This is a genomic window from Variovorax sp. GrIS 2.14 (genome assembly GCF_046115955.1).
Lineage (GTDB): Bacteria > Pseudomonadota > Gammaproteobacteria > Burkholderiales > Burkholderiaceae_C > Variovorax.
Genome location: NZ_JBJXIA010000012.1, coordinates 38,562 through 63,029 on the forward strand (window position 1 = coordinate 38,562; position 24,468 = coordinate 63,029).

Here is a 24,468-nt window from a genome sequence, read left to right on the forward strand (position 1 = left end):
GCGGCGGATTCTACGGGCGTGAACTGTTGACTCTTTATGAGTTCCTCCATGGGTCCTCATTGACGTTATTCCCGTTGACATTCGCCCTTTCGCCAATGTCCACAAGGGGCGCTCACGTTTTGTGACGACCCCTTCGGAGCTATGTGTACCATTGAGGCTCGCTTCAGATCGGGGAAACTTTTGCCCCGGAAACTTCTCCGAACTGCATGAACAAGCCGTTGCCAGCTATTATTTCGACTTCTTCTTCATCCTCGTTCACCGCACGTCGCACCTTGATTGCGGCTCTCGCTGCCTCTCCCGCGCTCTCCGCTCTTGCGCAGTTCCGGGTCGAAGTGTCGGGCGTCGGCCTGACGCAGCTGCCCATTGCGCTCGTCCCTTTCAAAGGACAAGACGCCTCCCCGCAAAAAATCTCCGCCATCGTTCAGGCGGATCTCGAGCGCAGCGGCCAGTTCCGCGGTGTCGATGCGTCGGGCCAGGCGCTCGACGAAACATCGCGGCCTGACCTTACTTTGTGGCGTCAACGTACGGCCGACTCGCTCGTGGCCGGTGGCGTGACCAAACTCGCCGATGGCCGCTACGACATCAAGTTCCGCCTTTGGGACGTGGTGCGGGGTGCGGACCTCGGTGGCCAGAGCTATACCGTGCCACAAGGCGACTTGCGCCTTGCATCGCACCGTATCGCCGACTATGTCTACGAAAAGCTAACCGGCGAAAAAGGCATCTTCTCGACGCGCATCGCCTACGTGACCAAGGGCGGCAGCCGCTACACCTTGTGGGTGGCAGATGCCGACGGCGAGAACGCCCAGGCAGCGCTCGCAAGCCCCGAGCCCATCATTTCGCCGTGTTGGTCGTCCAATGGACAACAGCTCGCCTACGTTTCGTTCGAGTCGCGCAAGCCGGTGGTCTACGTGCACAACGTGGCGAGCGGGCAGCGGCGGCTGCTGGCCAACTTCCGCGGCTCAAACAGCGCCCCGGCATGGGCGCCCGATGGCAATTCGTTGGCGGTGACGCTGAGCCGTGACGGCGGCTCGCAGCTTTACACAATTGCTGCGAGCGGTGGCGAGCCGCGCCGGCTGACGCAGAGCAACAGCATCGATACCGAGCCCGTGTATTCGGCCGACGGCAGTACCATTTACTTTGTTAGCGACCGTGGCGGCGCACCGCAGATTTACAAGATGGGTGCCAGCGGCGGAAACCCAACACGGGTCACGTTCAGCGGCACCTACAACATTTCTCCGTCCATCAGCGCCGATGGCCGGTGGTTGGCCTACATCTCCAGGGTGGGTGGTGCGTTCAAACTCCACGTGATGGAGCTGTCGACCAGCACGGTGAACGCGATTACCGACACCGCAGCCGATGAGAGCCCGAGTTTTGCTCCCAACAGTAAGCTGATCGTCTATGCAACGCAGCTTCAGGGCCGCGAGGCGCTGATGACCACCACGCTGGACGGAAAAATTAAGGCACGCCTTGCGGGGCAAGCGGGCGACATCAGAGAACCGGACTGGGGTCCGTTTCAAAAGCAATGATTAACTTGAGGAGTTCGAAAATGTTGAAACGTACGATTTATTCGCTGGCCATCGTGGCTTTGATCGCAGGCTGCTCGTCTGGCACCAAGCTGAACGACGCACCCGTTGTCGACCGCACTGGTGGCGGCATGGGACAGGGCTCGGCGAGCGGCGTGGCACCTGTCACGATCGATCCGAACGCGCAGAACGCGCAAGGTCCGGTCGGAGTCGCACGGATCATCTATTTCGACTACGACAGCTACACGGTAAAGCCCGAGTACCAGGCGCTCATCGATGGTCACGCACGCTTCCTGAAAGCGAACGCACAGCGTCGCGTTTCCATTGAAGGCCACACAGACGAGCGCGGTGGTCGCGAGTACAACTTGGCGCTGGGTCAAAAGCGCTCAGAAGCCGTGCGTCGCTCGCTGGTGCTTCTGGGAGTGAACGATGCCCAAATCGAAGCGGTGAGCTTCGGCAAAGAAAAGCCGGCTGCAACTGGCACCGGCGAAGCGGTGTACGCGCAAAACCGCCGCGCTGAAATCTTCTACAAGTGATCATGCGCAGTGTTGCCATGCGGCACGCGCTCGCCGCTGCGGCGTTGGCATGCGCGTCGCTTGCATCAGTCGGCGCGCATGCTGCGCTGTTCGAAGATGACGAGGCGCGCCGCGCCATCCTGGACTTGCGGCAGCGCGTCGAAGCGATGCGCGAGGCCACCAACCAACGGCTCACTGACGAAAACGGTCAATTGCGGCGCAGTCTGCTCGATCTGCAAAGTCAGATCGAGGCCATGCGCGGCGACCTTGCTCGCATGACCGGCCAGAATGAACAGCTCACCCGCACCGTGTCCGACATGCAGCAAAAGCAGACGGACGTCGACGATCGTTTGAAGAAGAGTGAACCCTCGACCGTTGCAGTCGACGGACGCGAGTTCACCGCTGACCCTAAAGAAAAAGCGGAGTTCGACGCGGCACTCGGCGTCTTTCGCGGTGGTCAGTTCGCGCAGGCCCAAACGGCTTTCGCCGGCTTCGTGAAGGCCCATCCGCAAAGCGGCTACAACCCGTCGGCCTTGTTCTGGTTGGGCAATGCGCAATATGCGACGCGCAACTACAACGAAGCGATTGCCAATTTCCGGTCGATGCTGTCTCTGGCGCCCGATCATGCGAAGGCGCCGGAAGCCGTGCTGTCGATCGCCAATTGCCAGATCGAGCTCAAAGACACCCGCGCGGCTCGCCGCACGCTGGAAGACTTAACCAAAGCCTATCCGCAGTCCGAAGCCGCTCAGGCTGGACGCGAGCGCCTGGCGCGCTTGAAATAGGCGGGACTTGCCGTTGGAAGCTTCGATTCCACTCGACGTTGCAGTTCAGATCGTGCCCAAGGCCTTGGTTGAGGACAAGCCTGATCTGGTACGTCGATTCGGCGGGCTCGACCGACTTTATGGCGTCACTGGCGCAGCACGCATTCGGGATGCGCATGTTGTCGTCACCGGCATCGGTGGCGTCGGTTCGTGGGCCGTCGAGGCGCTGGCGCGCAGCGGCGTCGGACGGCTGACGCTCATCGATCTCGATCACATCTCCGAGTCCAACATCAATCGGCAGATTCATGCGCTGACCGGCACGCTGGGCCAGGCTAAGGTCGAAGCGATGCGGGACCGCATTGCCAGCATCAATCCCGAATGCAAGGTGTACACGATCGATGACTTCGTCGAGCCCGACAACTGGCTTGCGCTTTTCGATTCAGCACAGACGGCACAGGGACCGGTGACGGCGCTGATCGATGCTTGCGATCAGGTCCGCGCCAAGGTGGCAATGGCGGCGTGGGCACGGCGTCATGACAGCAGAGAGTTCAACGATACCGGCGCGCGCTTCGTCACGGTCGGCGCTGCAGGCGGCAAGCGCATGGCGCACCGGGTCGACATCGAAGATTTGGCACTCGTCACGCACGACCCCTTGCTGGCCCAGTTGCGCCAGCGACTTCGCAAAGAGCATGGCGCGCCTCGCGAAGGTAAGAAGATGGGCGTGAACTGCGTGTTCAGCCGCGAGAGCGTGGCGCCGCCCGACGTCTCATGCGCGATGGACCAAGGCGCCGACAGCGACGGCACGCTCAACTGTCATGGATACGGTTCCGTCGTTACCGTCACTGCGACTTTCGGTCAATGTGCGGCTGGGTGGGTTCTCGACGAAATTGCCCGCGGCGGCAAGCTATAATTAGAGGCTTTGCTGGACCCCGCCGGCGAGACAGAAAAGTTCAGTCCGGGACGTTAGCTCAGTTGGTAGAGCAGCGGACTTTTAATCCGTTTGTCGTGGGTTCGACCCCCGCACGTCCCACCATCTACAGGCCGCATGGAGCCTCGAAAGCCTGCTATCAATACGGTAGCAGGCTTTTTAATTTGCAGTGTCAAAAGCAGCCCATGTAGCCACCATGTAGCGGTGGGTACAGGGTTTCGCGCCTTTTGGCCCATTGCTGCCCGCACGTTCCAGCCAGACAATCTGACGTCAAACAAACGGAGAAGGCGATGCTTAGAGGTCTTGGCCGCGTGAGTGCGGTGGTTTGGGGCTTCATCGGGTTATGGGTGTTCTGGATCCTCACCAGTGTGTGCTTCTCTTCGAGCCAGCCGGTTGGCGAGAACCTCAAGGGTGCGCTGATCGTTGCCGTAGCGCTCGGAATTGTCTACGCGCTCCACCGATTGACGTGCTGGGTCATGGGCGGCTTCAGTCGGCCGGTATAAGCATCATGCTGCAACTCTCCATCGATGCAGTCGCCACCCTGGCAATCCTCTACTTCTTCGGCTCTATGTGGGCGGGTATCGCCGTTCTGGTCGGCGTTATCTGCTGGCTTGCCGGATCGTTCGTGAAGTCGCAGAACGAGCGCATAGCCGAGCTGCAGAAGCAAGTCATTGCCCTTACCAACGAGCGAGCGGGATGATGGCCCTGTAGCCTGGCACGCGCGCGCGGAACGCTCAGGATGATTCGGGTAGCACACTGCGACTCGACTTCTTCGGGATGTCGAAAGCTGCGAATTAGGATGCGCACTGGTCGAATCGCGCCACCAGTGCAACCCGCTCCCAGCCTGTGACGAGCGCTCTGGCTATGTCTCTGTGTCACCGCCGAAATCTTTCGGCCTGACTGGTTTGGTTGTCGCAACAACTCGTCTTAGGGTTGGATGAGTTTTCCAGGGTGCAGCTGGTTGGGCGCTACGATCATCCAGAAATCAGAAAGGGCGCCACTATCGACCCTACAAAACCTACAAAAGCCCCTTGAAAACTTAAAAGGGCCGGGCGGGGAACCTACAAAACCTACAAAAGGCATTGCTTCCCCAAAAATTGGGACGCAGGCATGCAAAACGGGCTGCACGGCCGAAGGCTCAAATGATCGTCAGAACCGCTATTGTCTTTTGGTGGTGCGGCCTGCTTATCGGGCTTTTCGTAACCTCCAGTGCACTGCTGGACGCTTTTGAGCGGAGCGACTGCACTACGATCCTTTCGCTTCGATCTGCAATTGAGGCTGATCACAACGCTGCGGTTGAGAAATATCAGCGAGACCATCCTTCGCCCGCTGGCTACAAGCCTGATTCGGTGCAAGCACTGCTTGAGGCTGCGGTTAACACACCGCCCGACGGACGTGACACCCCTAAGCTCCAAGTACGCGGTGCGTTCTGCGAAACGCCATTCAATATCCTTCCTTTGGTTTTTGGTTGGGCTTGCGTCTTGATGCTCTGGACACTTGCCTACATTGCCGGCGGATCGTTCTGGCTACCGCAAAAGCGGCGCGCATAGCCTCTTGATGGAACTACATCGAAGGCGGAACAGGAAGGCCATGAACATCGAACTATCTCCCGATCACCAGACGCTCAAGCTATCGGTCAACGGTCAGACGGTGGATCTGACGGGCCAACAAGTCCGAGACTTGATCCAGCAAGCGGGAAGTCTGGCAGAGGCTGGTTTCCCCATCCCTCCTGTCCCAAGCTCCCCCGAACCCGCCAGGCTGCTTGGAGCAACGGCGATGCTCCGGCTACCAGCGAACGCGAAGACATCCCACCCCCCGACCGAGGGCGCGGGCGTCGTGGCGCACTCTCTGCTGTTCGGTCACTTCGTGGTGCCTCTGTCGCCTGCAGATTGCAAGCACTGGGGCAGTTGGCTGCTCGGCACGCATGCGCTGCATTTGGCGCCGCCTGATTCGCCGCTGAACTAAGTTTCGTCATACCGTCGGTATTACGAGCACTCACTTGCGCCGCATCTGTTCGGGTGATTTCTTGTGCTTAGTGCCCTTGGCCTTCGGCACCTTGGCAATCGCCTGTTTGGCTGCGATCACCTTTGGATCGAGCAGACCGCCGCCCATCATGGGAGCGTTTGTCGGGTTGAATGGAAACATGGTTGCTCCTGTGTGATGTTTCAGAGGTCGGCCAGCACTTGCCGCTGTTCGCGCAACAGTGCATTGGTCTGCTTGGTCAGTTCGCGGATGAATCGCCACTCGGCGCCCCGGTAGGCGTTACGAGACACGGCAGCTTTTCCTTCGGGGCTTCGTGGTCCCGTTGATTTGTCCCACGGGCGCCAGGTGCGTATCAGTTCTGCCTGTCGTGCACGTCGCTCCGGTGTCCAGCCATTCGCCATCGCTCACCCCTAATTGTTTGATTTGCGCGCTTTCGTCGTTTGTCGCGGGCGCGCCGTTGTGGTTGATCTGCTGCTGGCCGTTGTTCACGTTCGCCACGTTCTTGGCGAAGACGACCTGCCGCGGGTACTTCAGTTCGACGAGCGCCTGCACGGTTGCTCGGCTTTGTGACTGCGCCTTGAACGAGAGATTGAGCATCGACTCGAAATTGCGCTGCGCCCCTTGTCTCTGAGCACGCATTGCGAGGCTTGTAGCCATCGACTGCAGGGCCATCGCCTGGCTGACGAGCATTGCCTCAAGGTCGGAGAGGTCGCCACCCTTCACCGCCTTGGTGATGCGTCGCACCTCGTCCACGGACGCGGACACGTCAGCATCGCCCGGGATGTACCCGCCGAAGGACTTGATGAGTACGCCGGAGCAGACAGCCGAATCAGCAGCCGAACGCCCGATGACTTCGGCCTCTGTCTCGTGCTCGCCGTTTTCCTTGCGGAACTGCGTGAGCTTCAGCGCCGAGTGTTGCGGGTCTTCTGTCATTTCGTTCCTTTGCGATCTAAGATCACGTCCATGGAAATCTTCGGCTTCACGTTTACAGCCTTCCTCTTCTGGAAGCTGGTAGCGCTGTGCGTGCTGGCTTTCATCGTCAACTTTGTCTACACCCTGAAGACAGGACGCTCTCTCACTGACGACCGGAACCGGCTACGGCGGGAGCAGAGCGCAACAAGTACGACTCAAGCGCTGGATCGAGTAGACCGATAGGCTTCTTGCCGGAGTACGTCTCCAGCAGCTGCAGCGCCTTCACCATCTCTTCAGGGTCAGCGAGCAATCCGCCGATCTGCGCGACCTTGCCCTTTTTGGCTGTTTCGCGGAGGCTGTCGAGCATCGGCCCGGTGAACTTGCCAAGGCCCGGAATCTGCTTTGCCAGGACGTTGACCGCCTTGTGATCCAGCAGTCCCAAGCCGAGGGCGCTTTGCACGTTTTGAGCCGTGTTAGAGCCCTTTGCCATGCCGAGTGATGCGGCAGTGTCTGCGCGGGCAAGGTCACTCTTCACACCCATCAACTGCGCGCGTTCACCCTCAGACATTAGCCCGTCAATCGCGCCGCTTCGGGCATTCACCCAGTTCGCAAACTTCGAGTTGGTCAGGTTGCTGAATCGGTCCGTCTGGTTCGCTGCATCGGTGATCGCGTAATTCTTCAGCGCTGCAGTCGTCTCCGGGTTGGCGACCTTCTGGAAGGCTGTGATGTCGGAAGACTGCGAGCCTCGCGGGTTGAAGAACTTGGGCGCCAACTCGGCGCCTTGCGCAGCAGGTAGACCATCCCCACCGCGTTGGAACATCAGCGACTGTGGGCCGGCATGGAAGCGGTCCATCTTGTCGGCATGCAGGGCGATAGCTTTCTGCCACTGCGCAACCACGTCAGGCGGGAAGTATTCGCCCGGACTACCTTGGCCGGTCGCTACAGCTTTCACCCGGGTATCGACATCGGACACCATCTGACGGAGCGCAGCGGCTTCGCGGTTCGCGCCTTTGGCATCTGCAGCGGCTGCTGCTTCACCGAGCGAGGAACGCAGGTTCTGCACCTGGTTGAAGGGCACAACCCTTGGAATGATTTTGGCGCCCGGTGCATCACCTTGCGCGGCTTCGTGCATGGCGAGCATTGCCCGTGACTGGTCGGCTGCGGTGGACACCACCTTGTCACCCGATGCGTGATCGCGAAGGGCGTTGAGCAGCGTGGCCGAGTCCGCTTCAGGAATGAAGCCCTGTGCATGCATGGCCTGCGCCAGCGTATCGATCGACTGGCCGCGACCGTTCTGCATGATGCTGCCAAGCCCCGACTGTCGAAGGTCTGCCAGTTCACCAGCGAGGCCGCGGGACGACACAGCGCCGGTATTGATGCCACCGAGCGAGCGGATAGCCTGCGCGATGTTCTGCGGCTGCGAGCGAGCCCCAGGCGTACTGGTTGGCGCGATCGCAGGAATCGTTTCAGTTCCGATGCGACGCGCTTCAGCAAGCGCTGAGTCGACCTTGCCACCAGTGCCAAAGGTGCCAGCCCCAAGGAACTTGTCCTTTGCCGCCTGCATCTCGTCGAGCGGCAGATTGAAGCGGGTTTCGTTGAACGGATCGACTGCCGAGAAGGCTTGATTGACCTCCTTCGATGCCTGCGCTTCGGCGGGACGGACGGCAGCGCTCAGGCCGTTGCCGAAGTTCTCCGCCGACTGTTGCACAGTCCCACTGACGGGCGACACACGATCGAGCGTGGCGAGGCGTGCCGTGTCCTGCGCGGTTTCGCGTCCAAGGATGGCTGTATCACCGCTGTTGCGAAGCGTGCGCTGCAACTGGCTGACGCCGGGGTTTTGCAGGATCTGCGGGACGGTTGGGCCTTCGCCGACGATGTTCGGACCTTGCTGGCCGAGAGCAGCACGCACCGCTGCAATCTCTTCCGGCGTCTTGTAGCCGCCAGCGTTCAGCACCGCCTGAGCGGCACGGGCCTGCTCTGGAGTGAACATCAAGCGCACGCCGTTCGCTGCCACGCCTGCGACCTTGCCGATGCCGGCGACGACAGGAGGCAAAGCGCCGCCGATAGCGCCGCCAAGGTTCGCCGACGATGGATCGATGAGCCCCGCGCTTGCGTAGCCGTTGATGCCGCCGCCGAGTGAGCGCAGGCCGAGGTTGCCAGCTTGCGCGACGATGCCGGTAGGAGACAGTCCGGTGGACATGCCGCCGCTTCCAATGGCATTCCCCAACCCATTGAGCAGGGGAGCCGCACGGCCAAGCATCGGGAGAGCGGCTGCGCCCCGGATGCCTGCGCCGATGGCACCGCCGACAGGCCAGGTAGCCGCGATGTTGCCGCCGAGGCGACCCGCACCGAAAGCAAGCGAGTCGTTGTCTTTGTTGAAGGATGCCAGCGAAGCCTGGCGGTCGTCGTTGCTCATGAGCGGGGGCGTGATGCCCATGCGGCCGAGCGTCGATTGCGACGGGTCTTTGACGCCAAGTCCGACAGCATCAGCCACGCGGCTGGCACCGTTGAGTATCGTGTTGCCCACATCAGCGAAGCCGCTTGCAAAGCCCTTCACTGCGTCACGCTCAGGACCGGGGCCGTTGATGGCGTTGATCGCGAGGCCCACCGGCAGCGCATTGGTAGCGAAGCGGGACACCTTGTCGAGCGTCGATGCTTGCGGGGCCTGGGCGCTGACAGCGGCTTGCGTCGTACGCAACGGCGCCGCTGCTTTGGTCGGCTGCGCGAACTGCGCGTTGAGATCGGCCCATGGGTCTGCGCCTTGCGGCTGCTGGCCTTGTCCTTGCGCTTGGGGAGCGAACTTCTGCCCGAGTGCGGACCATGCCTGATCGTCTGGCTGTGCCATTGGCGCCCCTTGGTTGTTCGGTTGACCTGCATAAGCGCTCGGAAAGATCGATCCCACGGCGCGGCCGACTGCGTTCATTACCGGGCCAGGTGCAGAGCCGGCCATGCGGGAGGCCTGCACGATCTTGTCCGCGTAGCGTGGGTCTTCTGCGTACCCCTTCAGCCCCGAGGCAAAGCGCGACGGGTCATCGCCAACTCCGACAGCGTTCGGATACTTGCGCTGGATGAGGCTGACGTAATCGCTTGCGAAGTCATCGGGCGTCCGATACGTGCGGTACTTGTCGCGGCTCCCGGTCATGTTGTCCGTTGCCGCCGTGCCGCCCCCGGAGAAGTCTTTGATGTTGCCGAGGTTGTTCGTTCCGGGAATCACCGACTTGCCCCAGCCGGTTTCAAGCCCCCACTGACCCAGGATCACTTTGGGATCGACGCCGAGCGCAGCGCCCGCACGTTCCGCCGCTAGCCCGTAGGTCGCTGCGAAGTCGGCCGGGTTGCTGACGCGTGGCACGTTGGCAGGGATGCCCGCCGAACCGCTGTAGAGGATGTCGTCCATTTATTTGGCCCAGCGTTGCAGGATCGGATCAGCCCACACAGAGCCTTGTACTTTTGACCATTCGCGGTCTACGCGTGTCAGGTCACCGGACTTCTGCGCCAGCGGCAGGGCTTGCTGGAAATACTGCGCGCGGCGCTGGTCCTGATTGGCCTTGGCTTGTGCGAAGTCGAGAATGAAGGCGTTTGCTTCGGGTGTGTTCGACAGCTTCACAAAGGTTTGTTGAGCACGGGTCGAGTCGCCTTCGGTCTGCGGTCCCTTTTGCGCTGAGAGCGTAGTGAGCAGCTTGTCCATCGCCACAGACTGGAACTTTTGCGAGTTGGCTGCGAAGAGCTTTGCGCTGCCAGGAGCGATGCCCAAGCCTTCGAGGAATGCCGCACCGTTGGCCTTCTGGTCGGTGCCCCATCCCGTGTTCATGTCGATGTTGCGCACCGCTTGAATGCTCGCCTGGAGATCCGTTGCGGTCTTGCCGGCATCGAGCGTCGGCTGATAGCTATTCTTCAACCATCCGTCATTGATGGCTATCGCGGACTGCTGCGTCACCGGGTTGCGGCCGCTCTGATACGCGCCAGGGAATGCTGTGGGGGCGCCGGACGCGCCGCTTTGCCCACCAGCCCCTGACGTGCCGCCTTGACCTTGCGCGAGGTTGTAGAGAGGCACCTCGTATGAATTGCCATCTGCACCGATCACCGATTTGGTTTGCAGTTGCGCGCCTGTGACTTGGTGCGAACGATCCGTAGCGATGTCGAACGGCATCTTTGCCCCTGCGACAGCCCCAGCCTCCTGACCTTTGATTTGTGCATTGGAAGCCGAGTAGCCCGCCATCGGAGCGACTACGCCGTTAACGAGCCCCATGCCGTTGTCCAGCTTCGGCAGGTAGCGCACCGCGCCGGTGTTCGGGTCTTTGTAGTAGTTCCCGGCTTCTTGCTTCACGCCATCCGTGGCGTATTTGAATTGGCTGAAAAGAGCGTCGGCACCCTTGTAGCCCAAAGCGGTAAGGCCGGTGATGTCGTTCATGCTGAAAGGGAAGCCTTGAGCAGAACTTGCAACGCCGGGGCTCTGCATGGGCAAAGGCCGGCCGTTCGCGCCCATCGGAACAGAGGGCGGGGCCGAAGGCGCATTCATGTCATTGGGCTGTGCGCCGCCGTTCGACGCCACCGGGAAGGATGTAGCCCCCGAAGCATTGTCGGGCGTCGCTTGCATGCTTTGAGGCGCGGCGCTTTGAGGCATCGGGGTGCCGCCTTGCATGCGAGACATCACAAGCGCATTGATCTGCGCGTCCCGTTGAGCCTGCATCTGTCGTGCCGCAATCTGCGCCGTGTTCTCGTCGATCTGCGATTTGACGTACTGCCGTCTAAGGTCGCCATCGCGGTTTGCATCGACGCTTTGCATCGCGCCGGCAAGGCGCTGACCAAACCCCGTGCGGTTCGGATCGGTCGTCGGGCCACCTGCGGCCAGGAGGCCGATGCCGAGCTGTGCATCGGGTTGCTGAAGGAAGTCGAGTAGCCCCATGAGTGGTCCTTAGTGCGCGGTTTCGTGGGGCTCAGCCCACGGCAAGAAATTCAGTCGGTTTGCCATGGCTGGCACGTCCACCCAGACCTCAGGAGCGGCGGGCGTCGAGTACGAAAAGATGTGCCGCCCGGCTACGACCTTCGCGTCATTGGCGTTCAGGAAGTCGAAGAACGCCGGCATGGTCTGCGCAACCACATCAAGCGCGAACGTTGCGAAAGCTTCATGCAACGCCGGGTCTTGCTCCGTGCCGGGAATCTCGGTGTTCCATTCAGTGAAGACGGTGGCGGTCACTGCATAGCTCCAGCGGTGCCGGCGACATCGACGCCTTGCTCTTTGAGGTACTCGTAGAGCGTGACCGTCAACGCCTGAGCCTCGCGCGCCGGGATGACTACACGCAGAGCGACTTTCTTGTGCACCGATTCGCCGCCCGGGTTGTGGTCGGCGGTAGGGTTTGCGAACGTGATGATGACGTTGCCGCGGCTCATGATGAAGCCAACGAGTTGGTCAACGTAGATGGTGGGCGCAGTGGCCGAATCGATGATCTTTGCGGCTTCGCTCATGGGGTTACCACTTGATCCCTTGATCCATCGAGTTGGTGTAGTTCGGCGCGGTGTAGTCGCTGCTCGATCCCGAGTAGTCATTGCCGCTCGTGCCGGTGGTGCCGGGAAAGTTCTTGTTCCACCAGCCCATGGCCGACTGGCCGAGTTGAGCGCCACCCATTGCCGAAACGAACGGGTTGCTCGTGGTGCCGGTCGTCTTGATCTCGGTGCCGTAACCCTGGCCTGTGCCATTCGCCGCGTTGGCAAACTGCGACCAATAGTTCATCGGCGTGTTCTGGATCGTCGTGCCGTTGTTCAGGTCGTTGGTGTTGTAGCCGGCCTGCGTGCCCAACAGACCGATGCCGGTTTGCAGGTTCTGCTGGTTCTGCGAATAGGCGTCGTTGTAGAGATTGCGGTTGAAGTTGTTGTTGTTCCAGTAGTTCCCGCTATCGATGCCCTGCTGCTGCATGTACAGGTTGCCGCGGTTTTGGTAATCCGCACCGCGCATCTGCGTGGAGATGTTGCCCAGCGAGTCCTGAAGGGTTCGCTGCCCGTTGGCGTTCATCTCATCGACGCCGGCATTCCCGAAGGAGCCGGACCTGGCCATCGCCGAGTTGTACGCAGGCTGGGTCGTCAGGTTGTAGTTGCGGACGACATCGCCTTGCGCTTTGTCGATGCTGCCCTGCAAATAAGGGTTTGAGCCACTAAGAAACGGGTTGTCCGAGGCGCTGCTCGGATCGGAATACATGTTTGCCATCAAATGCTCCAGCGCAATCACTGCGTTAGGTAGGGAGGTCCGCACATGCCGTGCAGCTCTCATGCATCGAGCATATCGCCGGCCTTTAGCGCGGCGCATACCCTTGCGTGCCTCTTGATGCCGCCCGATGTCGCTGAATGTCGTTACCAGACTTGACGCTTAGATTCGAGCCAAAGCGCAAGGTCCATAAGCCGGTAACTGACGCGCGATCCATTCACCGCGCGGTCGTAGTGAACCGGACCCTTTCCGGCTTGTCGCTTGTTCTTGAGCGAACCAGGCGCATAGCCCAGCAAGCCCGCTGCTTCCGTTTCACTGACGCGCATATCTGCGGTCATGACAACCTTACGATCCTGCGCGGCGCGAAGAAGCATCGCCATGGTGCTTTCAACGAGCTGCTGAAACTCTTCGGTTGACCGTGCCGGTAGATCGCGGCGGCTCATCGTGCAGCCTCAAAGCCGGGGCACCTCTGCGGCATCCTCAGCAACGGGGTTACAACCACACCAGCGCCCGCCAAAGCCGATACAGCGCACTTGTGACCCTGCAGGTTGCGACATTCCAGGCAGATCCTCCGGTCGTCAAACTCACGCGCGCGGCGGGCCACGTCCTTTGCAAGTTGCTCGGCCTCTTCGTTGCGAATGCCACGCCGATGGAAGACCATCACTTGCGCTGTGTGGCGGTCGTTGGCTTTGACAGGCTCCACAGTTGGCTCAGGCTCAGGCTCTGGAGCGGGTGCCGCCTCTGCGCCGTCGAATGCCTCGTCTTCCGGGAAGTTCGGCGGTCCTTCGTTTGAAAACTCGGGGTCGCTCACAACCTCGATTTCTGCAAAAGGGGCGGGGGACGCACCTACAAAACCTACAGAAGCCCCTTTCGTAGGTTTTGTAGGGTCGGTAGTGGCGCCTTTCGCCAATTCACGAGCGCGATCAAGCCACCTCATGCCGCACCCCCGGCCCTGCAGCACCCGCACTGCTGGCACGTCCCCAATGCAGCTTTGGGCCGGCGCTTTGGCAGTGGTGCCCAACCCATATAGAAGGTGTTTTTGCCGTCCCACAGGCCATATTGAGGCAAGCCCCCAGCGCTCAAAAGTTGAACCTTGCTGTTCACCGGGCAATCGCTCATGTCGCGCCAGTAGTAGGACGCGTCAACGGCGACGTTCTGTGCTGTGATCGTCACCGGCTCGTTCATGCTCGGCTCCAGACGCGCGGGTTCACGTCGTAGCGCTCGCTCGGGCGTCCCCCGGTCTGCACCACGTCGCGGTGCAGCCAGTCGTAATCAGCGAGCAGTTCAGCAGCCTTGCGTACCGCTTCCGTCGTCGTCATGCCTGCCCAGCACTTCTGTGCGACCTGGCGAGGCGTGAAGGACTCACCAAGGGCGCCGCTGCGGATCTTGGCCAGCAGAGCCTTAGCCGCGCCTGTCTCGGGCATCACAGCAGCGCTGTAGAGCCGCTCCGCATGGGTGCGCAGGTACTCGCTCCAATCAATGGCACGTCCCAAATGCTCAGCCCCAACGACACCCGTATCAGGAGAATCGATCATTGCGAAAATCAGGGAGAGCGCGGGAACCAACTTGCGATATTTCGACAGATGCGCGGCCAGCGCAGGATGCAAATCGCCGCTCCGAATTTGCGGTTCAAACTCTTCGCGCCAATTATTGAACAGCCCTTGCGCAATGTCGTCATAGCGCCAAACGCGCGGCTCGGTGACCTCTATTGCTGCGAGATGGTCGAACACGTCGTAAGCTCGTTGCTTGGCTTCCATGTCGGGCCACTGATCGACGTTTTTGAAGCCGGGCGGCAGGTCGGGCCACACCGTCAGGCCGAAGCGCTGCAGCAAGCCGTCATCACCGGATCCACCGGCCACAGCATCACGCACATAACTCTGGATGCGCCCTGGCTGGATTCCGCCGAGCATGGCGATGCACACCCGCTCGATTCGCACAGTACCGCGACCGATCCGATCGAAGGTGTAGCTCTGGTTTCCGTCGTAGCCCTGCAGGTAAAAGGCACGAGCGCCCTCCTGGCCTTCGCGATCCATGCTCTTCAGTAACCCGTGGATCTCGTCGCGGTAGGCGAGGAAGCCCCATGGATTGACGCTCATTAGTTCGCCGAGTTTTTCGACCGTCGTATCGTTGAAGATGAAACGACGATTGGCGGGCGATGGAGGGAGATCTATGGGTTTGAGCTTTTCTCGAGCTGCTGCCGGGTCTTTTTGAGCAAGTGCTTTCGCATCGCGTGCATTGGCCTCGTTCTGCAGTTCGGCGACCTTTACATCTAAGTCCCAAACTTCTTTTTCAGCTTCCCACGCATCCCGTGCTTTTTGTTCCAGCTTATTCAGTGGCTGCAGCGCTTCGCTCGTCGCTGGCGACTTTTGGGCGCCGGGGATGCCGATGATGTTGCCCCACATGTTCGGAACAACCCGCCAATCGTCCTTTGCCTTCGGCTGGATAACGGCACGGGCACCGATCAGACTTGAGATTGCCGTGATCGCAGCAACAGCTGGAAAATCAGGGGGGCACTGCATCCGATGCGCAATATCCATGATCCAGCCGCGCATAGCATCGGGCAACAGTTCGGGATTGAACGCCATGACAGGCGGGAGCGTGTCGGGCAGCTCGGCAGGGATGCCCCAGCCTTTGAGGGATGGTCGAGCAGCCTCGATGGAGTTGCGCACTACGTCGGCGACATCAGGGAATACCGCGCTCATGCTGCACCGCCAATCTTCACCGTACCGGCAAGCCGAACAAGATCGTTGAAATCGACATCGCGAGGGCCTCGCGGTAGCCCGGTGAAATCAGGAATCGCGACCTTGCCGGCTACTGCCGCCGCCGCCTTGTTCGCTGCGGCCAAGCCGGGATTGGTCAGATTGCCGGCTACGTCCTTGGTCAGATAGTCGTCGTCGGCTGCAATGATGATCGAGAGGCATGGGTACTTCACACGTAGACGAGTAGCGACCGCTTCCAGATTCCCGCTACTGAACGCAACAGCAATGCCGTCTTGTGTGGCCTCGTGAACCGTGGCGCAGGTTGCATACCCCTCGCCGATGATGAGCCGACCGCTAGGGCGTCCGATGGAGTGATACATGCCTTTGACCTTGCCTCCTGAAAGAAAGAGTTTTTCGCCTTCGCTGGTGATGCCCTGCAGGCTTGCCAGTTCGCCGGCCGTGTTGCGCATGGGCACGTAGAGAACGTTTTCCAGCGTCGTTATCTCGCCTGTCTCGCGGTCCCACTTCTGCCAAGTGCCGATGCGCAGGCCATATGCCTTCACGCGCTTTGCAGTGAGGTAGGGATGCCCAGCAACAGGAAGGCCGGTAGCCCACATCTGCGCGGCCTTGGCTGCGGCCTCAGCGTGGCGCCTGGCCGTCTCTGCATCGCGTTGACGTTGAGCAGCCTTGATGCGCTCACGGATCGCCGCACGCTCGCCGGGGCTCATCTCGCCATCGGACTTCGCGCACCAGTTCTGCGACTCGCCTGTCCGCCAGTTCCCGAAGGTGCCGGCCGGGATGTTGTCGAGGTGCAGCAGATACCAACCAGCATCGTCCTTGCGCCGGCCTTCGGGGCTGAAGCGATGCAACCGGCCATCGGCTATCAGTTCGTCGGGCGCTGTGTAGCCGGCGCTCTCAATGGCTGCTCGGAAAAGGTCTACCGGATCACTCATGCTTTTGCCCCCTGTACTTGTTTTAGAAATTGCTGCGCTTCTTCGAGGCTGTGCATCGGGCGAAGGAAGCCCCAGCGAGACACAACGAAGGGCACAGACCCATCACCCGCAGTGGTGCGGTTCAACGCGAAGCCGGCCAATGCGAAGCGGGCGGCAAGATTCGCAAACGTCTTTTGTTCAGCGTCCATGTCTTTGCGCTCCCATGCGAAGCAGGATCAACTTCTCGCGCCGTGCGGCGGAGTCGTCGAGCGCGGGCTCATTGCAGAAGCCACAGCGGCGTGCGTGGGCTTCCATAGAGGCTCCGCAGCAGTCGCAGTGCGTGTTACCGGCATCGGTTTTGCGTGGTGCTGCCCATGGCTGGACTGCCGCAAGGGCCGTGATCTTTGCGAAGGGCATCACTCACCCCCTTCAGTCGTCGGGCGGACCCATGGCTCGGTCGGCTCGTGCAGCGTGTACAGAGCCATTTTTGAGTGTTCATACCCGTCAGCAGAGACAGCGGAGAACAACTGCGTCGAGATTGAATACCCGCGAGCCCGCAGAGCGAATATGCGAGCGGAGACTTGATAGATCCCTAGGGCGCGAAGCGAATCGGTCGATTGAGAGCTGCGCCGAAGAGCGGCAAGGATGCGTGCGAGCTGCGCCTCAGTGGTGGTGGAGCGACTGAGCAAAGGGTCAACACGGACAGGTGCCGCGGCGATAACATCGCTGAGTTGTTCCTTAAACGCCCCGGTCGCCGTCGAAAGTGCTGGGGCGTTTTTCAATTGGATTCCCCTTTGAACCAGAGGGAGGGCTGGATGCACCAGAGCCGCAGCGCAAAGGCAGTGAGGACGCGCATCATTGCGAACCTCCTGCCAAGATCGTTCTAATTTCTGCGACGTTCCACGCGAGCCGGCCATTGACGCGAATTGGCTGCAGCGGTCCCGATCCGCAAACGGCCCACTTATTCAATGTGCGGGGCTTGCGGGAGAAATAGAAAGCCGCCGTTGCGGTATCTATGGTGGTGCGTGTTTCACGATCAAGCGAAGGGCTGGCTTTGGCCTGCTCGCTATTTTGGTCGATTGACATTCGAAAACTCCTTTGTTGCGCAACACATCGCAGCGCATGGAAAGGAGTAAATCTCGATAGCCTTTAATCACACATCCTAAAAAGGTAAGTAGCTTATATAGACGCTAAATCCGCTAAATAATTAGCTAACTCTCTCAATCAGGCCGCGCAAGGTGATGTCAATGGCCTCTGCAGTCAAATCCTTGTCGCCAAGCGAAGGCGAATGCTTCACGGCAGTCAGCCGATTTTTCCGGTCCTCCTTGATAGTCTTGATCCCTTCTGGAAGATGGGTAGCAGGCAAGCCGGCCCAATGGAGAAGGATCGATACGCCCGTAGGCCACACCGACGCGTCCGCGCCGCTCAAGTACTCCGAGATCGCATCTATGGCGATGGTCGAGCGACTTCCAGGCTTTCGATCCTTCCTCTTCCAGATAGGCGCGCCGACTGAGGGGCTTTGACGCGGCATCGAGACTGCAGCGGCTTGCATTTGGCCGGGTGCTCTGGCTTCAATTGCGCGGTTATCAAGGAATTGCCTCACATCTTCGAGCAGGACGACAGTACGCCATATCGCTTCGCCGGAGAGAAACGTCTCAGGACTGAGAGTCGCCGCATTGCGCAGCGTGATCTTCCCGGCGCGCCCCAATTCTTCAACGGACGAGATAAAAAGGCTGCGCTCGATTTCATTTGACATGGTGCCATCGACCGGGTGAATTGCGCGTGCAACCATATCGGCGAAGTTCCAAAGCGGCATTGGCTTGCCGGTTATCTCGATAAAGGCCGAGTAGTGGCGGTCTGACATAAGCACTCCCAAAGTGCAGCCCTGAATTAAAAGGCCGGCGCGGGTCCGTCAGGGAAACGGATTTTCGGGAGCAACCCCTAGCGCCTTCCAAAAACAATCTACCTCAGTCGGGGCTTCCCGCGGTCATGCGAAAGCCGCAACCCAGCGCCGACAGAAAGCCGAAACTGCCGAGCAGATACCAGAAGAACGACAGGACGACGCCCAGGCTTCCCGTAGCGTTCAGCGTGACGATGGAGAGGCTTGCAAGCGCCGCCAGGACGCACAGCAGCAGATAGCCGAGGGCAACCCTGCCGCGGCCGGTGGTGCCGCCGTTGTAGCGGGCGTGGGGCTTCGAAGCGGTGCGGGGGTAGGTGTTGCGCATGTTCAACCCCTCAGCGCCATCATTGGCTGTTGAGCGCGAACCGACGAACCACCGACGAGTCGGAGATGTGTTTGCGCCTCGTCGGCATCCATAACCTTCCACGCGGCCGCGAAAAATGTCTCGCCGTTTCTGAACTGAACGACGTATCCGGGCCGGTAGCTGCCGCGGGTGCCGTTGTCCAGCAGGTATTCACCTTCTTTCTCCTTCACACTGTGTATACCGAAGCCTTGTGTGATCACCGCGGCTGCGCCTCCCCACACCGTCACGGAGTCGCCAACCTTGAACAGGGCGCTTGCATCGCGCACTGCTTCATGAGCAGCCGAATAGCCGGGGTCGTGTTTGATACGTGCGTCAGCTTCCCGGTCTTCCTCTTCGGCCCGCTCTCGGCGTGCGCGCTCTTCATCGTTGAAGCCCAACGTAACCCGGAACTTGGCTGCGCCCATCTTGAAGATTCGTTTGTATGACTCGTCATGCACAGGGCGCGCGGTGCGGGGCAGGCGAATGCCATTCACGTATGTCGTCGCCGTGCTTGGCATACCGGGCAGGCCGGGCAGTTGGTCGAGGGTCAGAAGCCCCGCGGCGGCCAAGGCTTCGGCGGTTCCGATGTAGTGCTTTCCTTGCCAGTCCATGTCGAAGCTCACGCCGGGCATTTCATCGCGGTTTGCCTTCATTGCGTCACCTCTTCTGCGCGTTCGGACAACGTTGAGAGCTTGCTCAGCACGCCGGCAAATGTGATGTCTGCACGAGCAATGCTGGCTCGGTAGCCGGTAGCGATCTCCATGTGGCGCTCCCTGTTGAAGCAAGTTCCTCCGCGCTGCAGAAGGGCTACGATTTCGTCTGTCAACTCGGCGATTTCTGCCTTGGTTTCGTCGTCGTAGCTGAAGCCATGCCACACCGTCGGTGCAATGGCGCGCGGAATCATCAGAAGCACGGCCTGCATCGTGGCAGCCGTCCTTGCGCGAAACGCGGCGTGCGTCGACGGCATGTCTTCGAGCGCCTTGCGGCTTCCCTCTGCATCCTTGTCGGCGGCAAGCCTCCTTTTTCTTTCGGCCGCGCGACGTTGCGCTTCCTCGTTTTCCAAGCCGACCTGAACCCGGGCGCGATGGCGCCCTGTCAGCTGGATGGTCATGAAGCCTTCATCTTTAGGGCAGCGTGGAGCGCCCGGACTGCGCCTTACGCCACAATAAAAGGATGACGTCGTCTTCGGGTTGCCGGGCTGGCCGGGGCACTGCTCGCGTGTGAAGAACCCGGCAACGATGAAGTCGTCAACTGCTCCGACGTAAAAGTCGCAGTAGCTGTAGCTCTCCGTCAATTGGATGCGAGCCCGCGCGCTTTGCAGTGCAGTTGTGATGCTCGCCTTACGGCTGGTAGTGGATGTCGTTGGGCCGCATTGCGGCGTTACAGTCAGGGAAGCCATTTGAAATACTCCAATCCAGTGTTTCGGGTGGTCAGGCCGGGCCGGTGCTAGTAACACCCGCTCGGCCGACTTGTTTTGCCTCAGCATCAGAATCGATTGATCGATCTTGATCGCCCTAAGACGCGGCGCTCACTCTTCGGTCGGTGGTGCTACTTTCGTATCTGTGTACTTCGCGGCCAGGCGCCGAACGTCCAGCATCGCGCCGAGGTAGGCGGACACCCAGTCAGGGATCGGCACCACGCCGGTAGCCCAGCGGCTCGGGGTCTTTTTCTCCAAGCCGGTCTTGGCGCAAAGATCTGATTGCTTCCATCCCAGCTCGGCAAGCGCCTGCTTGAATTGCTCAGGGGTCACGCCGCGTCTTTCGCTGCGTCCGGGGCCCGTTGAGCCCGCTGCAGTGCGCGTAGTTCGCGCCCGTACTTTCTGTGAGCGTAGGCATCAGCGCTGGTCTTTACGCGCTGCGCCATCCAGATCGGATAGCCGCAGACCATCTGTTCGCGGGTGCCGTTCTCATGGATTGCCACCACCGAAAAACGCTGGCCCGTGTCCTGCTCGATCACATGCCGGGGTGGCGCCGGAATGCGTGTTCTGATTTGTTGCGGTACTTGCTCGTAGTCCATCTGTCCTCCGGGTTATGCACAGCCCGTGCCGTGCTGAATCGATTATGTCACATTAACCATGAAGGGTACAAGAACAATATTTATGTTCCCATTATGGTTAACATAACGCTCGTTGTATTGCTTTCTTATTGTGCATAACCTGAGCGTAGTTTTAACGATTTCCTCAATGGAATCAACGGGATGCACCAGCTTTTCGAGATGCTCAAGAAAAAGGCATTAGTATCTCGGTCGTGCGCAGAAAAGTTATCCACAGGGACCAGGGTGTGATGATTGTGGCGAGCGCGGTCATGTGCATCAGAGGAGAAGCGTTGTTTTATTCCGGAACGCCTCAGGGTCATCGTTAGTCCTACTGATAGGATTACGAAACCTCCTGCAAAATAACGTCCGTTGGAAGTTAAGGTGAGCGCACCGATACCGATCCGGTCCAGCATCTGCAGCTTTCTGCAGTCCACCATAAAGATGAGCGCACTCCCACTTACTCTCGATCAAGACATCGTTGACCGCCTGAACCGTATCCTGCATAAGACGGGACATATTGGTCAGGATGCACTTCCGCGCTTTGAGCGTGCCGCGCTTTTCCGGGATCTCGACCGCCTAGCTCGGACCAACGTGGTCCAGGCTGATTGCCTACGCGCAACCATCGCGACCCTTGAAGCAGATGATGCTGTTGTCGAAGACCGCATTCGAAATCTCGAAATGAATGGTGCTCCCGATATGGCAAGGTCAGAGCGCGTGCGCTTTGCTGCGAATCGCTTGCGGGCATCTGAGTTTCTTCCGCTCGTCAGGGAGGCTGTGCATCATCCATTGCCGCACGCACTTCATGAGGTACTTCCATCGATGGTAACAATCGGCGCTTTCCATGCCGCGCGCGACGCGCTGGCCGAAGCAGATCGACAGCAGCGAGTTGCGCATGCGACCCCGGTTTTCGCTATAGCCCGTGAGGGTGCGCGAGTGCTCGACGAGCTTGGGGTTGACGATGATGCGATGGCGCGGACGATAGATGTCGTAGGTCAAGTCCTTTGGAAGCACCGTCTGATTTGGCTAACTGACCACGCTGACGTTTGGACCTCTCCGGCTGGAAGCCCGCCGAATTTGTTGTTGCAATACCGCGTGCAGCTCTCTCCCCGGGCCGCTGCCGATCTTTCTTGGGAAATTAGTTCCGAGCTTGCCGGAGTTGACCTACCGCCGCGGGGCGTGTCGATTGGGCTACTTGGAACCGAATTGGAACTTGCTGCAGTCGCATGAGCATATCGCCGCAGGATTTGATTGCCTGTGGCGAAGCCCTATGCAAAGGCCCCACTGAAGCTGAGTTACGGGCCGGCATGAGCCGCTCCTATTACGGTGCGTATCACGCGGCGCGGGCGTGGTATGAGCCATTAGTGCCTGGCACCAACGGAGCCGGACCAGTGGGCGGCGTCCATCAGCAATTCATTAATTGCCTCCGCAACCCCGCTCCCGAAAACGAGGCGGAAGTGCGTCGATTCTCCAAAGTACTCGGAGCGCAGCTAGACGTTGTGAAGATTCAACGGCACATGGCGGACTACGACCTGGACGCGACGGTGGAAAAGCTACAGGCCGAAAATCTCTTGCGCCTTTGCGAATCTATCGTGGTGAGAGTAACCAAGCCTGCCGCCACCGCGTCGGCGCATTCGCTGCAGCCTCTAGTTGCCCCTGGCTCGCCAGCACAAACCCCTGCTGCGAAGTAAATAAAGCACCAGCCACGCTGGTCGCCCGAACCCTTTTGTAGGTTTTGTAGGGTCGGTAGTGGGCCGCTTTTTGATTTCAGACCGCTTCGACTTTGGCGGTTTCATCCTTCTTGGCGGGCATAGACACCTTTGCCTGTTCCAGCACCCAAGACTCAATGCGCTCGTGATGCACCCGCACCAGGTCCAGCGGGCGAACGGTGTAATGCTTCTCCGCCGTGGCCGAGGGCTTGTGACCCATGATCTGAGCCACCACCCCTGCAGGTATCTCTAGCCATTCCGTGAGGCTTTTGAACGATCTGCGCAGACCATGCAGCGTCAGGCCAGGCACGCCGGCTGCAGTGCACGCCGTTTCCATGGCGCTGTTTGGGTCGGCGATGGAATGATCTTTCTTGCGGGTGCTGGCAAAGACGAACGTATTCACGCGGGGCAGGGCATCAATAAGGCTCCAAACATACGGGGTCAGCGGGATCTGCCTGTCTCCCTCTACCTTGTCCCGAATCGTCATGCTTTTCCACCGCTGATCGATGTCTGTCCACTTCAGCGCCATCAGCTCGCCGCGGCGGGAACCGATGAGCAGCAGAACCTGCAGGTAGGCTGCAAGGGTCTTGCTTGGCAGGTTGCGAACGGCATCGAACCACGCCGGCAACTGCTCTTTAAGAAGCACGTCTTTCTTGTGGCCTGCCTTGCCGAACGCGTCCCGTGCCTTGCGGGTCTTCGCTGCTCCCTCCTGTACAACCCCCTTGTAGTCGTCCTCCTCTGCGCACCAGGCAATGAAAGCTTTCAGGCATCGCCACGCGAGGCGGCCATAAGTCGGACGCTCCGCGCCTTGCTTGATAGCCCATGCCTCGATTCGGCTCGGCGTCAGCTCAGTCAGTCGGAGAGAGAGCAGGGGGTATATCGGACCGGGTTGCGTCTTTCCCGTTCCCTTGGTCCCGCGCTTCACGACGACGCCGCCAGGCTTCGCGAGCGCCGTGTGGTCGTCATAGTGGCGGTCGCCCCATGAATCTTTCCGGGCAGCGAGATAAGCAGTCCACGCTGTCTGAACGGTGACCTTCTCAAGTTCTGTGCGCTGGTCCCGGATCGTGTTGGCAGCGGCCTGCGCCTTGACCTCGTGCCTTGGGTCAAGTCCGCCGTCTAGCAGCACCCGGAGGCGGTTTGCTTCTGCCCTTGCCTTAGGTAGCTCCCATGCTCGGACATCGCCGATGGTGATACGCACGGTCTGGCCGTTCAACTTGCCCTCGAATACGAACGACTTCGCGCCGTTGGCTGTCACCCGGACCCGAAAGCCCGGCGACTTGTTGTCGCGCATGAATGCCTGTAATTTGCCCTCTGGACACGTCAGGCGCTCGATGCTGCCGACGGTTATCTCTGCACTCTTGGAGAGGTCCGGTGCAGCATCTTTGCGTGGTCTTGCCATCTATCGGTCTCGTGTAGCCGCCATGTAGCCGAGGCAGGTGGATTTTGATCGCTTTTCATCACACCTGATAGCACTGAGTTGCGTCGATAGAGGGTAGAAAACGTGGTTTTCAGGTGACAAGATGGCATTATGTCGCATCCGATCACAATTTAACTGGCCGGACTTTTAATCCGTTTGTCGTGGGTTCGACCCCCGCACGTCCCACCAATTTCCCCGTATGGGGGCGTTAAAGCCTGCTATTTAATCGATAGCAGGCTTTTTCTTTGGGTTCGAAGAGCACAAAGAAACTCCAACGAGTCCGTTTGCGCGCCTGATGGTCAAGGGTCAAGCAACCTGGTCGTCATCCTTCGAAGAATGCGTCGGAGAAGCAATGGCCGAAATGATGCCTATGGCACTGGCACGCAGCAATTCCGACCTGAGTGCCGCTTCGAGCACGCTGCGAGCTGTCTTCGGCTGTTCATGGTCGTATTCGTCGTCGAGCTCGCAGTGCAGGTAGTAGTCCACCCGCTCCATGAGACGCTCGACCGATGCTGCAAGGTCCGATTCATTCATTGGCTTTTCCCGTTCCTCCGATTGAGCTGCGCAGAAGGAACAATTTTGTCTCTGGTTACTTTTCTACTTATCGAGTTGACCAGTA

The 24,468-nt window shown here is 59.9% G+C and carries 32 protein-coding genes and 1 tRNA gene; 11 read left to right on the forward strand and 22 right to left on the reverse strand.

Annotated features, from left to right (window positions below; genetic code table 11):
• Positions 1-272 precede the first annotated feature (272 nt).
• From tolB to RCH10_RS18755, 9 genes are all read left to right on the forward strand, one after another.
• Positions 273-1,526: a Tol-Pal system beta propeller repeat protein TolB gene (tolB, locus tag RCH10_RS18715; protein ID WP_409053556.1), complete on the forward strand. Its 1,254-nt coding sequence runs from the start codon at positions 273-275 to the stop codon at positions 1,524-1,526.
• A 20-nt stretch (positions 1,527-1,546) separates the two neighbouring features.
• Entirely contained in the window at positions 1,547-2,059 is a 513-nt protein-coding gene (gene pal / locus RCH10_RS18720; RefSeq protein WP_323495163.1) for a peptidoglycan-associated lipoprotein Pal, read from the forward strand.
• Positions 2,060-2,076: 17 nt separating this feature from the next.
• A complete protein-coding gene (ybgF, locus tag RCH10_RS18725) occupies positions 2,077-2,820 on the forward strand; it encodes a tol-pal system protein YbgF (protein WP_409053653.1) in 744 nt (247 codons plus the stop codon).
• A gap of 25 nt (positions 2,821-2,845) precedes the next feature.
• Entirely contained in the window at positions 2,846-3,709 is an 864-nt protein-coding gene (locus RCH10_RS18730; protein WP_409053654.1) for a ThiF family adenylyltransferase, read from the forward strand.
• A 47-nt stretch (positions 3,710-3,756) separates the two neighbouring features.
• Positions 3,757-3,832 (forward strand) — tRNA-Lys (locus RCH10_RS18735).
• 185 nt (positions 3,833-4,017) lie between these two features.
• Positions 4,018-4,230 (forward strand): hypothetical protein, encoded by a 213-nt coding sequence (locus tag RCH10_RS18740; protein ID WP_409053557.1) that lies wholly within the window; start codon positions 4,018-4,020, stop codon positions 4,228-4,230.
• A 5-nt stretch (positions 4,231-4,235) separates the two neighbouring features.
• Entirely contained in the window at positions 4,236-4,427 is a 192-nt protein-coding gene (locus tag RCH10_RS18745; RefSeq protein ID WP_409053558.1) for a hypothetical protein, read from the forward strand.
• Between the two features lie 442 nt (positions 4,428-4,869).
• Positions 4,870-5,277 (forward strand): hypothetical protein, encoded by a 408-nt coding sequence (locus RCH10_RS18750; RefSeq protein ID WP_409053559.1) that lies wholly within the window; start codon positions 4,870-4,872, stop codon positions 5,275-5,277.
• A gap of 40 nt (positions 5,278-5,317) precedes the next feature.
• Entirely contained in the window at positions 5,318-5,692 is a 375-nt protein-coding gene (locus RCH10_RS18755; protein ID WP_409053560.1) for a hypothetical protein, read from the forward strand.
• A 30-nt stretch (positions 5,693-5,722) separates the two neighbouring features.
• Here RCH10_RS18755 and RCH10_RS18760 read toward each other — a convergent pair whose 3' ends face one another.
• The 20 genes from RCH10_RS18760 to RCH10_RS18855 all read right to left on the reverse strand — a co-directional run bounded on the left by RCH10_RS18760 (position 5,723) and on the right by RCH10_RS18855 (position 20,708).
• Positions 5,723-5,872 carry a hypothetical protein gene (locus RCH10_RS18760; protein WP_409053561.1) on the reverse strand — a complete coding sequence of 50 codons (150 nt, stop codon included), beginning with the start codon at positions 5,870-5,872 and terminating at the stop codon, positions 5,723-5,725.
• A gap of 117 nt (positions 5,873-5,989) precedes the next feature.
• On the reverse strand, positions 5,990-6,643 hold the full coding sequence (locus RCH10_RS18765) for a hypothetical protein (RefSeq protein ID WP_409053562.1): 654 nt from the start codon (positions 6,641-6,643) through the stop codon (positions 5,990-5,992).
• Positions 6,644-6,785: 142 nt separating this feature from the next.
• On the reverse strand, positions 6,786-10,016 hold the full coding sequence (locus RCH10_RS18770; RefSeq protein ID WP_409053563.1) for a glucosaminidase domain-containing protein: 3,231 nt from the start codon (positions 10,014-10,016) through the stop codon (positions 6,786-6,788).
• Positions 10,017-11,525 (reverse strand): hypothetical protein, encoded by a 1,509-nt coding sequence (locus RCH10_RS18775; protein WP_409053564.1) that lies wholly within the window; start codon positions 11,523-11,525, stop codon positions 10,017-10,019.
• 9 nt (positions 11,526-11,534) lie between these two features.
• Positions 11,535-11,816, reverse strand: coding sequence for a hypothetical protein (locus tag RCH10_RS18780; protein WP_409053565.1), 282 nt, complete (start codon positions 11,814-11,816; stop codon positions 11,535-11,537).
• A complete protein-coding gene (locus tag RCH10_RS18785; RefSeq protein ID WP_409053566.1) occupies positions 11,813-12,085 on the reverse strand; it encodes a hypothetical protein in 273 nt (90 codons plus the stop codon). The genes RCH10_RS18780 and RCH10_RS18785 overlap by 4 nt, the downstream gene beginning before the upstream one ends.
• A gap of 4 nt (positions 12,086-12,089) precedes the next feature.
• Entirely contained in the window at positions 12,090-12,821 is a 732-nt protein-coding gene (locus RCH10_RS18790; protein ID WP_409053567.1) for a hypothetical protein, read from the reverse strand.
• Positions 12,822-12,964: 143 nt separating this feature from the next.
• Entirely contained in the window at positions 12,965-13,261 is a 297-nt protein-coding gene (locus RCH10_RS18795) for a hypothetical protein (protein ID WP_409053568.1), read from the reverse strand.
• Positions 13,262-13,751: 490 nt separating this feature from the next.
• Positions 13,752-14,003, reverse strand: coding sequence for a hypothetical protein (locus RCH10_RS18800; RefSeq protein WP_409053569.1), 252 nt, complete (start codon positions 14,001-14,003; stop codon positions 13,752-13,754).
• A complete protein-coding gene (locus tag RCH10_RS18805) occupies positions 14,000-15,520 on the reverse strand; it encodes a YfjI family protein (RefSeq protein ID WP_409053570.1) in 1,521 nt (506 codons plus the stop codon). Before RCH10_RS18805 ends, RCH10_RS18800 begins: the two co-directional genes overlap by 4 nt.
• Complete coding sequence (locus RCH10_RS18810; RefSeq protein ID WP_409053571.1) at positions 15,517-16,470, reverse strand: toprim domain-containing protein; 954 nt, start codon at positions 16,468-16,470, stop codon at positions 15,517-15,519. Before RCH10_RS18810 ends, RCH10_RS18805 begins: the two co-directional genes overlap by 4 nt.
• The gene (locus tag RCH10_RS18815) at positions 16,467-16,658 is read right to left on the reverse strand and encodes a hypothetical protein (RefSeq protein ID WP_409053572.1); all 192 of its coding nucleotides are present in this window, start codon (positions 16,656-16,658) and stop codon (positions 16,467-16,469) included. The genes RCH10_RS18810 and RCH10_RS18815 overlap by 4 nt, the downstream gene beginning before the upstream one ends.
• Positions 16,659-16,865: 207 nt before the next feature.
• A complete protein-coding gene (locus RCH10_RS18820; protein ID WP_409053573.1) occupies positions 16,866-17,366 on the reverse strand; it encodes a helix-turn-helix domain-containing protein in 501 nt (166 codons plus the stop codon).
• The gene (locus RCH10_RS18825; RefSeq protein ID WP_409053574.1) at positions 17,305-17,535 is read right to left on the reverse strand and encodes a DNA-binding protein; all 231 of its coding nucleotides are present in this window, start codon (positions 17,533-17,535) and stop codon (positions 17,305-17,307) included. The genes RCH10_RS18820 and RCH10_RS18825 overlap by 62 nt, the downstream gene beginning before the upstream one ends.
• Positions 17,536-17,656: 121 nt before the next feature.
• A complete protein-coding gene (locus RCH10_RS18830) occupies positions 17,657-18,313 on the reverse strand; it encodes a hypothetical protein (RefSeq protein WP_409053575.1) in 657 nt (218 codons plus the stop codon).
• A 103-nt stretch (positions 18,314-18,416) separates the two neighbouring features.
• Complete coding sequence (locus RCH10_RS18835; RefSeq protein WP_409053576.1) at positions 18,417-18,674, reverse strand: hypothetical protein; 258 nt, start codon at positions 18,672-18,674, stop codon at positions 18,417-18,419.
• Between the two features lie 2 nt (positions 18,675-18,676).
• Positions 18,677-19,345 (reverse strand): hypothetical protein, encoded by a 669-nt coding sequence (locus RCH10_RS18840; RefSeq protein ID WP_409053577.1) that lies wholly within the window; start codon positions 19,343-19,345, stop codon positions 18,677-18,679.
• Positions 19,342-20,091, reverse strand: coding sequence for a hypothetical protein (locus tag RCH10_RS18845; protein ID WP_409053578.1), 750 nt, complete (start codon positions 20,089-20,091; stop codon positions 19,342-19,344). Before RCH10_RS18845 ends, RCH10_RS18840 begins: the two co-directional genes overlap by 4 nt.
• A gap of 129 nt (positions 20,092-20,220) precedes the next feature.
• Positions 20,221-20,442 (reverse strand): hypothetical protein, encoded by a 222-nt coding sequence (locus RCH10_RS18850; protein WP_409053579.1) that lies wholly within the window; start codon positions 20,440-20,442, stop codon positions 20,221-20,223.
• Entirely contained in the window at positions 20,439-20,708 is a 270-nt protein-coding gene (locus RCH10_RS18855; protein WP_409053580.1) for a hypothetical protein, read from the reverse strand. The genes RCH10_RS18850 and RCH10_RS18855 overlap by 4 nt, the downstream gene beginning before the upstream one ends.
• Before the next feature lie 459 nt (positions 20,709-21,167).
• Here RCH10_RS18855 and RCH10_RS18860 point away from each other — a divergent pair, with 459 nt between their 5' ends.
• Both RCH10_RS18860 and RCH10_RS18865 read left to right on the forward strand, forming a co-directional pair.
• Entirely contained in the window at positions 21,168-21,953 is a 786-nt protein-coding gene (locus RCH10_RS18860) for a hypothetical protein (protein WP_409053581.1), read from the forward strand.
• Positions 21,954-22,030: 77 nt separating this feature from the next.
• Positions 22,031-22,414, forward strand: coding sequence for a hypothetical protein (locus tag RCH10_RS18865; RefSeq protein WP_409053582.1), 384 nt, complete (start codon positions 22,031-22,033; stop codon positions 22,412-22,414).
• A 76-nt stretch (positions 22,415-22,490) separates the two neighbouring features.
• Here RCH10_RS18865 and RCH10_RS18870 read toward each other — a convergent pair whose 3' ends face one another.
• Together RCH10_RS18870 and RCH10_RS18875 are read right to left on the reverse strand one after the other, a co-directional pair.
• On the reverse strand, positions 22,491-23,831 hold the full coding sequence (locus RCH10_RS18870) for a tyrosine-type recombinase/integrase (protein WP_409053583.1): 1,341 nt from the start codon (positions 23,829-23,831) through the stop codon (positions 22,491-22,493).
• Positions 23,832-24,155: 324 nt separating this feature from the next.
• A complete protein-coding gene (locus RCH10_RS18875; RefSeq protein WP_409053584.1) occupies positions 24,156-24,383 on the reverse strand; it encodes a hypothetical protein in 228 nt (75 codons plus the stop codon).
• Between the last annotated feature and the right edge of the window lie 85 nt (positions 24,384-24,468).

Coding starts and splice junctions, on each gene's coding strand:
- RCH10_RS18845 (WP_409053578.1), bottom strand. CDS start 20,091: ATGGCTTCCCTGACTGTAACGCCGCAATGCGGCCCAACGACATCCACT.
- ybgF (WP_409053653.1), top strand. CDS start 2,077: ATGCGGCACGCGCTCGCCGCTGCGGCGTTGGCATGCGCGTCGCTTGCA.
- RCH10_RS18805 (WP_409053570.1), bottom strand. CDS start 15,520: ATGAGCGCGGTATTCCCTGATGTCGCCGACGTAGTGCGCAACTCCATC.
- RCH10_RS18765 (WP_409053562.1), bottom strand. CDS start 6,643: ATGACAGAAGACCCGCAACACTCGGCGCTGAAGCTCACGCAGTTCCGC.
- RCH10_RS18870 (WP_409053583.1), bottom strand. CDS start 23,831: ATGGCAAGACCACGCAAAGATGCTGCACCGGACCTCTCCAAGAGTGCA.
- RCH10_RS18755 (WP_409053560.1), top strand. CDS start 5,318: ATGAACATCGAACTATCTCCCGATCACCAGACGCTCAAGCTATCGGTC.
- RCH10_RS18820 (WP_409053573.1), bottom strand. CDS start 17,366: ATGGCCGGCTCGCGTGGAACGTCGCAGAAATTAGAACGATCTTGGCAG.
- RCH10_RS18740 (WP_409053557.1), top strand. CDS start 4,018: ATGCTTAGAGGTCTTGGCCGCGTGAGTGCGGTGGTTTGGGGCTTCATC.
- RCH10_RS18770 (WP_409053563.1), bottom strand. CDS start 10,016: ATGGACGACATCCTCTACAGCGGTTCGGCGGGCATCCCTGCCAACGTG.
- RCH10_RS18865 (WP_409053582.1), top strand. CDS start 22,031: ATGAGCCGCTCCTATTACGGTGCGTATCACGCGGCGCGGGCGTGGTAT.
- RCH10_RS18800 (WP_409053569.1), bottom strand. CDS start 14,003: ATGAACGAGCCGGTGACGATCACAGCACAGAACGTCGCCGTTGACGCG.
- RCH10_RS18830 (WP_409053575.1), bottom strand. CDS start 18,313: ATGTCAGACCGCCACTACTCGGCCTTTATCGAGATAACCGGCAAGCCA.
- RCH10_RS18815 (WP_409053572.1), bottom strand. CDS start 16,658: ATGGACGCTGAACAAAAGACGTTTGCGAATCTTGCCGCCCGCTTCGCA.
- RCH10_RS18825 (WP_409053574.1), bottom strand. CDS start 17,535: ATGTCAATCGACCAAAATAGCGAGCAGGCCAAAGCCAGCCCTTCGCTT.
- pal (WP_323495163.1), top strand. CDS start 1,547: ATGTTGAAACGTACGATTTATTCGCTGGCCATCGTGGCTTTGATCGCA.
- RCH10_RS18790 (WP_409053567.1), bottom strand. CDS start 12,821: ATGGCAAACATGTATTCCGATCCGAGCAGCGCCTCGGACAACCCGTTT.
- RCH10_RS18785 (WP_409053566.1), bottom strand. CDS start 12,085: ATGAGCGAAGCCGCAAAGATCATCGATTCGGCCACTGCGCCCACCATC.
- RCH10_RS18795 (WP_409053568.1), bottom strand. CDS start 13,261: ATGAGCCGCCGCGATCTACCGGCACGGTCAACCGAAGAGTTTCAGCAG.
- RCH10_RS18860 (WP_409053581.1), top strand. CDS start 21,168: ATGAGCGCACTCCCACTTACTCTCGATCAAGACATCGTTGACCGCCTG.
- RCH10_RS18760 (WP_409053561.1), bottom strand. CDS start 5,872: ATGTTTCCATTCAACCCGACAAACGCTCCCATGATGGGCGGCGGTCTG.
- RCH10_RS18750 (WP_409053559.1), top strand. CDS start 4,870: ATGATCGTCAGAACCGCTATTGTCTTTTGGTGGTGCGGCCTGCTTATC.
- RCH10_RS18775 (WP_409053564.1), bottom strand. CDS start 11,525: ATGGGGCTACTCGACTTCCTTCAGCAACCCGATGCACAGCTCGGCATC.
- RCH10_RS18855 (WP_409053580.1), bottom strand. CDS start 20,708: ATGGACTACGAGCAAGTACCGCAACAAATCAGAACACGCATTCCGGCG.
- RCH10_RS18840 (WP_409053577.1), bottom strand. CDS start 19,345: ATGAAGGCAAACCGCGATGAAATGCCCGGCGTGAGCTTCGACATGGAC.
- RCH10_RS18835 (WP_409053576.1), bottom strand. CDS start 18,674: ATGCGCAACACCTACCCCCGCACCGCTTCGAAGCCCCACGCCCGCTAC.
- RCH10_RS18810 (WP_409053571.1), bottom strand. CDS start 16,470: ATGAGTGATCCGGTAGACCTTTTCCGAGCAGCCATTGAGAGCGCCGGC.
- RCH10_RS18875 (WP_409053584.1), bottom strand. CDS start 24,383: ATGAATGAATCGGACCTTGCAGCATCGGTCGAGCGTCTCATGGAGCGG.
- RCH10_RS18745 (WP_409053558.1), top strand. CDS start 4,236: ATGCTGCAACTCTCCATCGATGCAGTCGCCACCCTGGCAATCCTCTAC.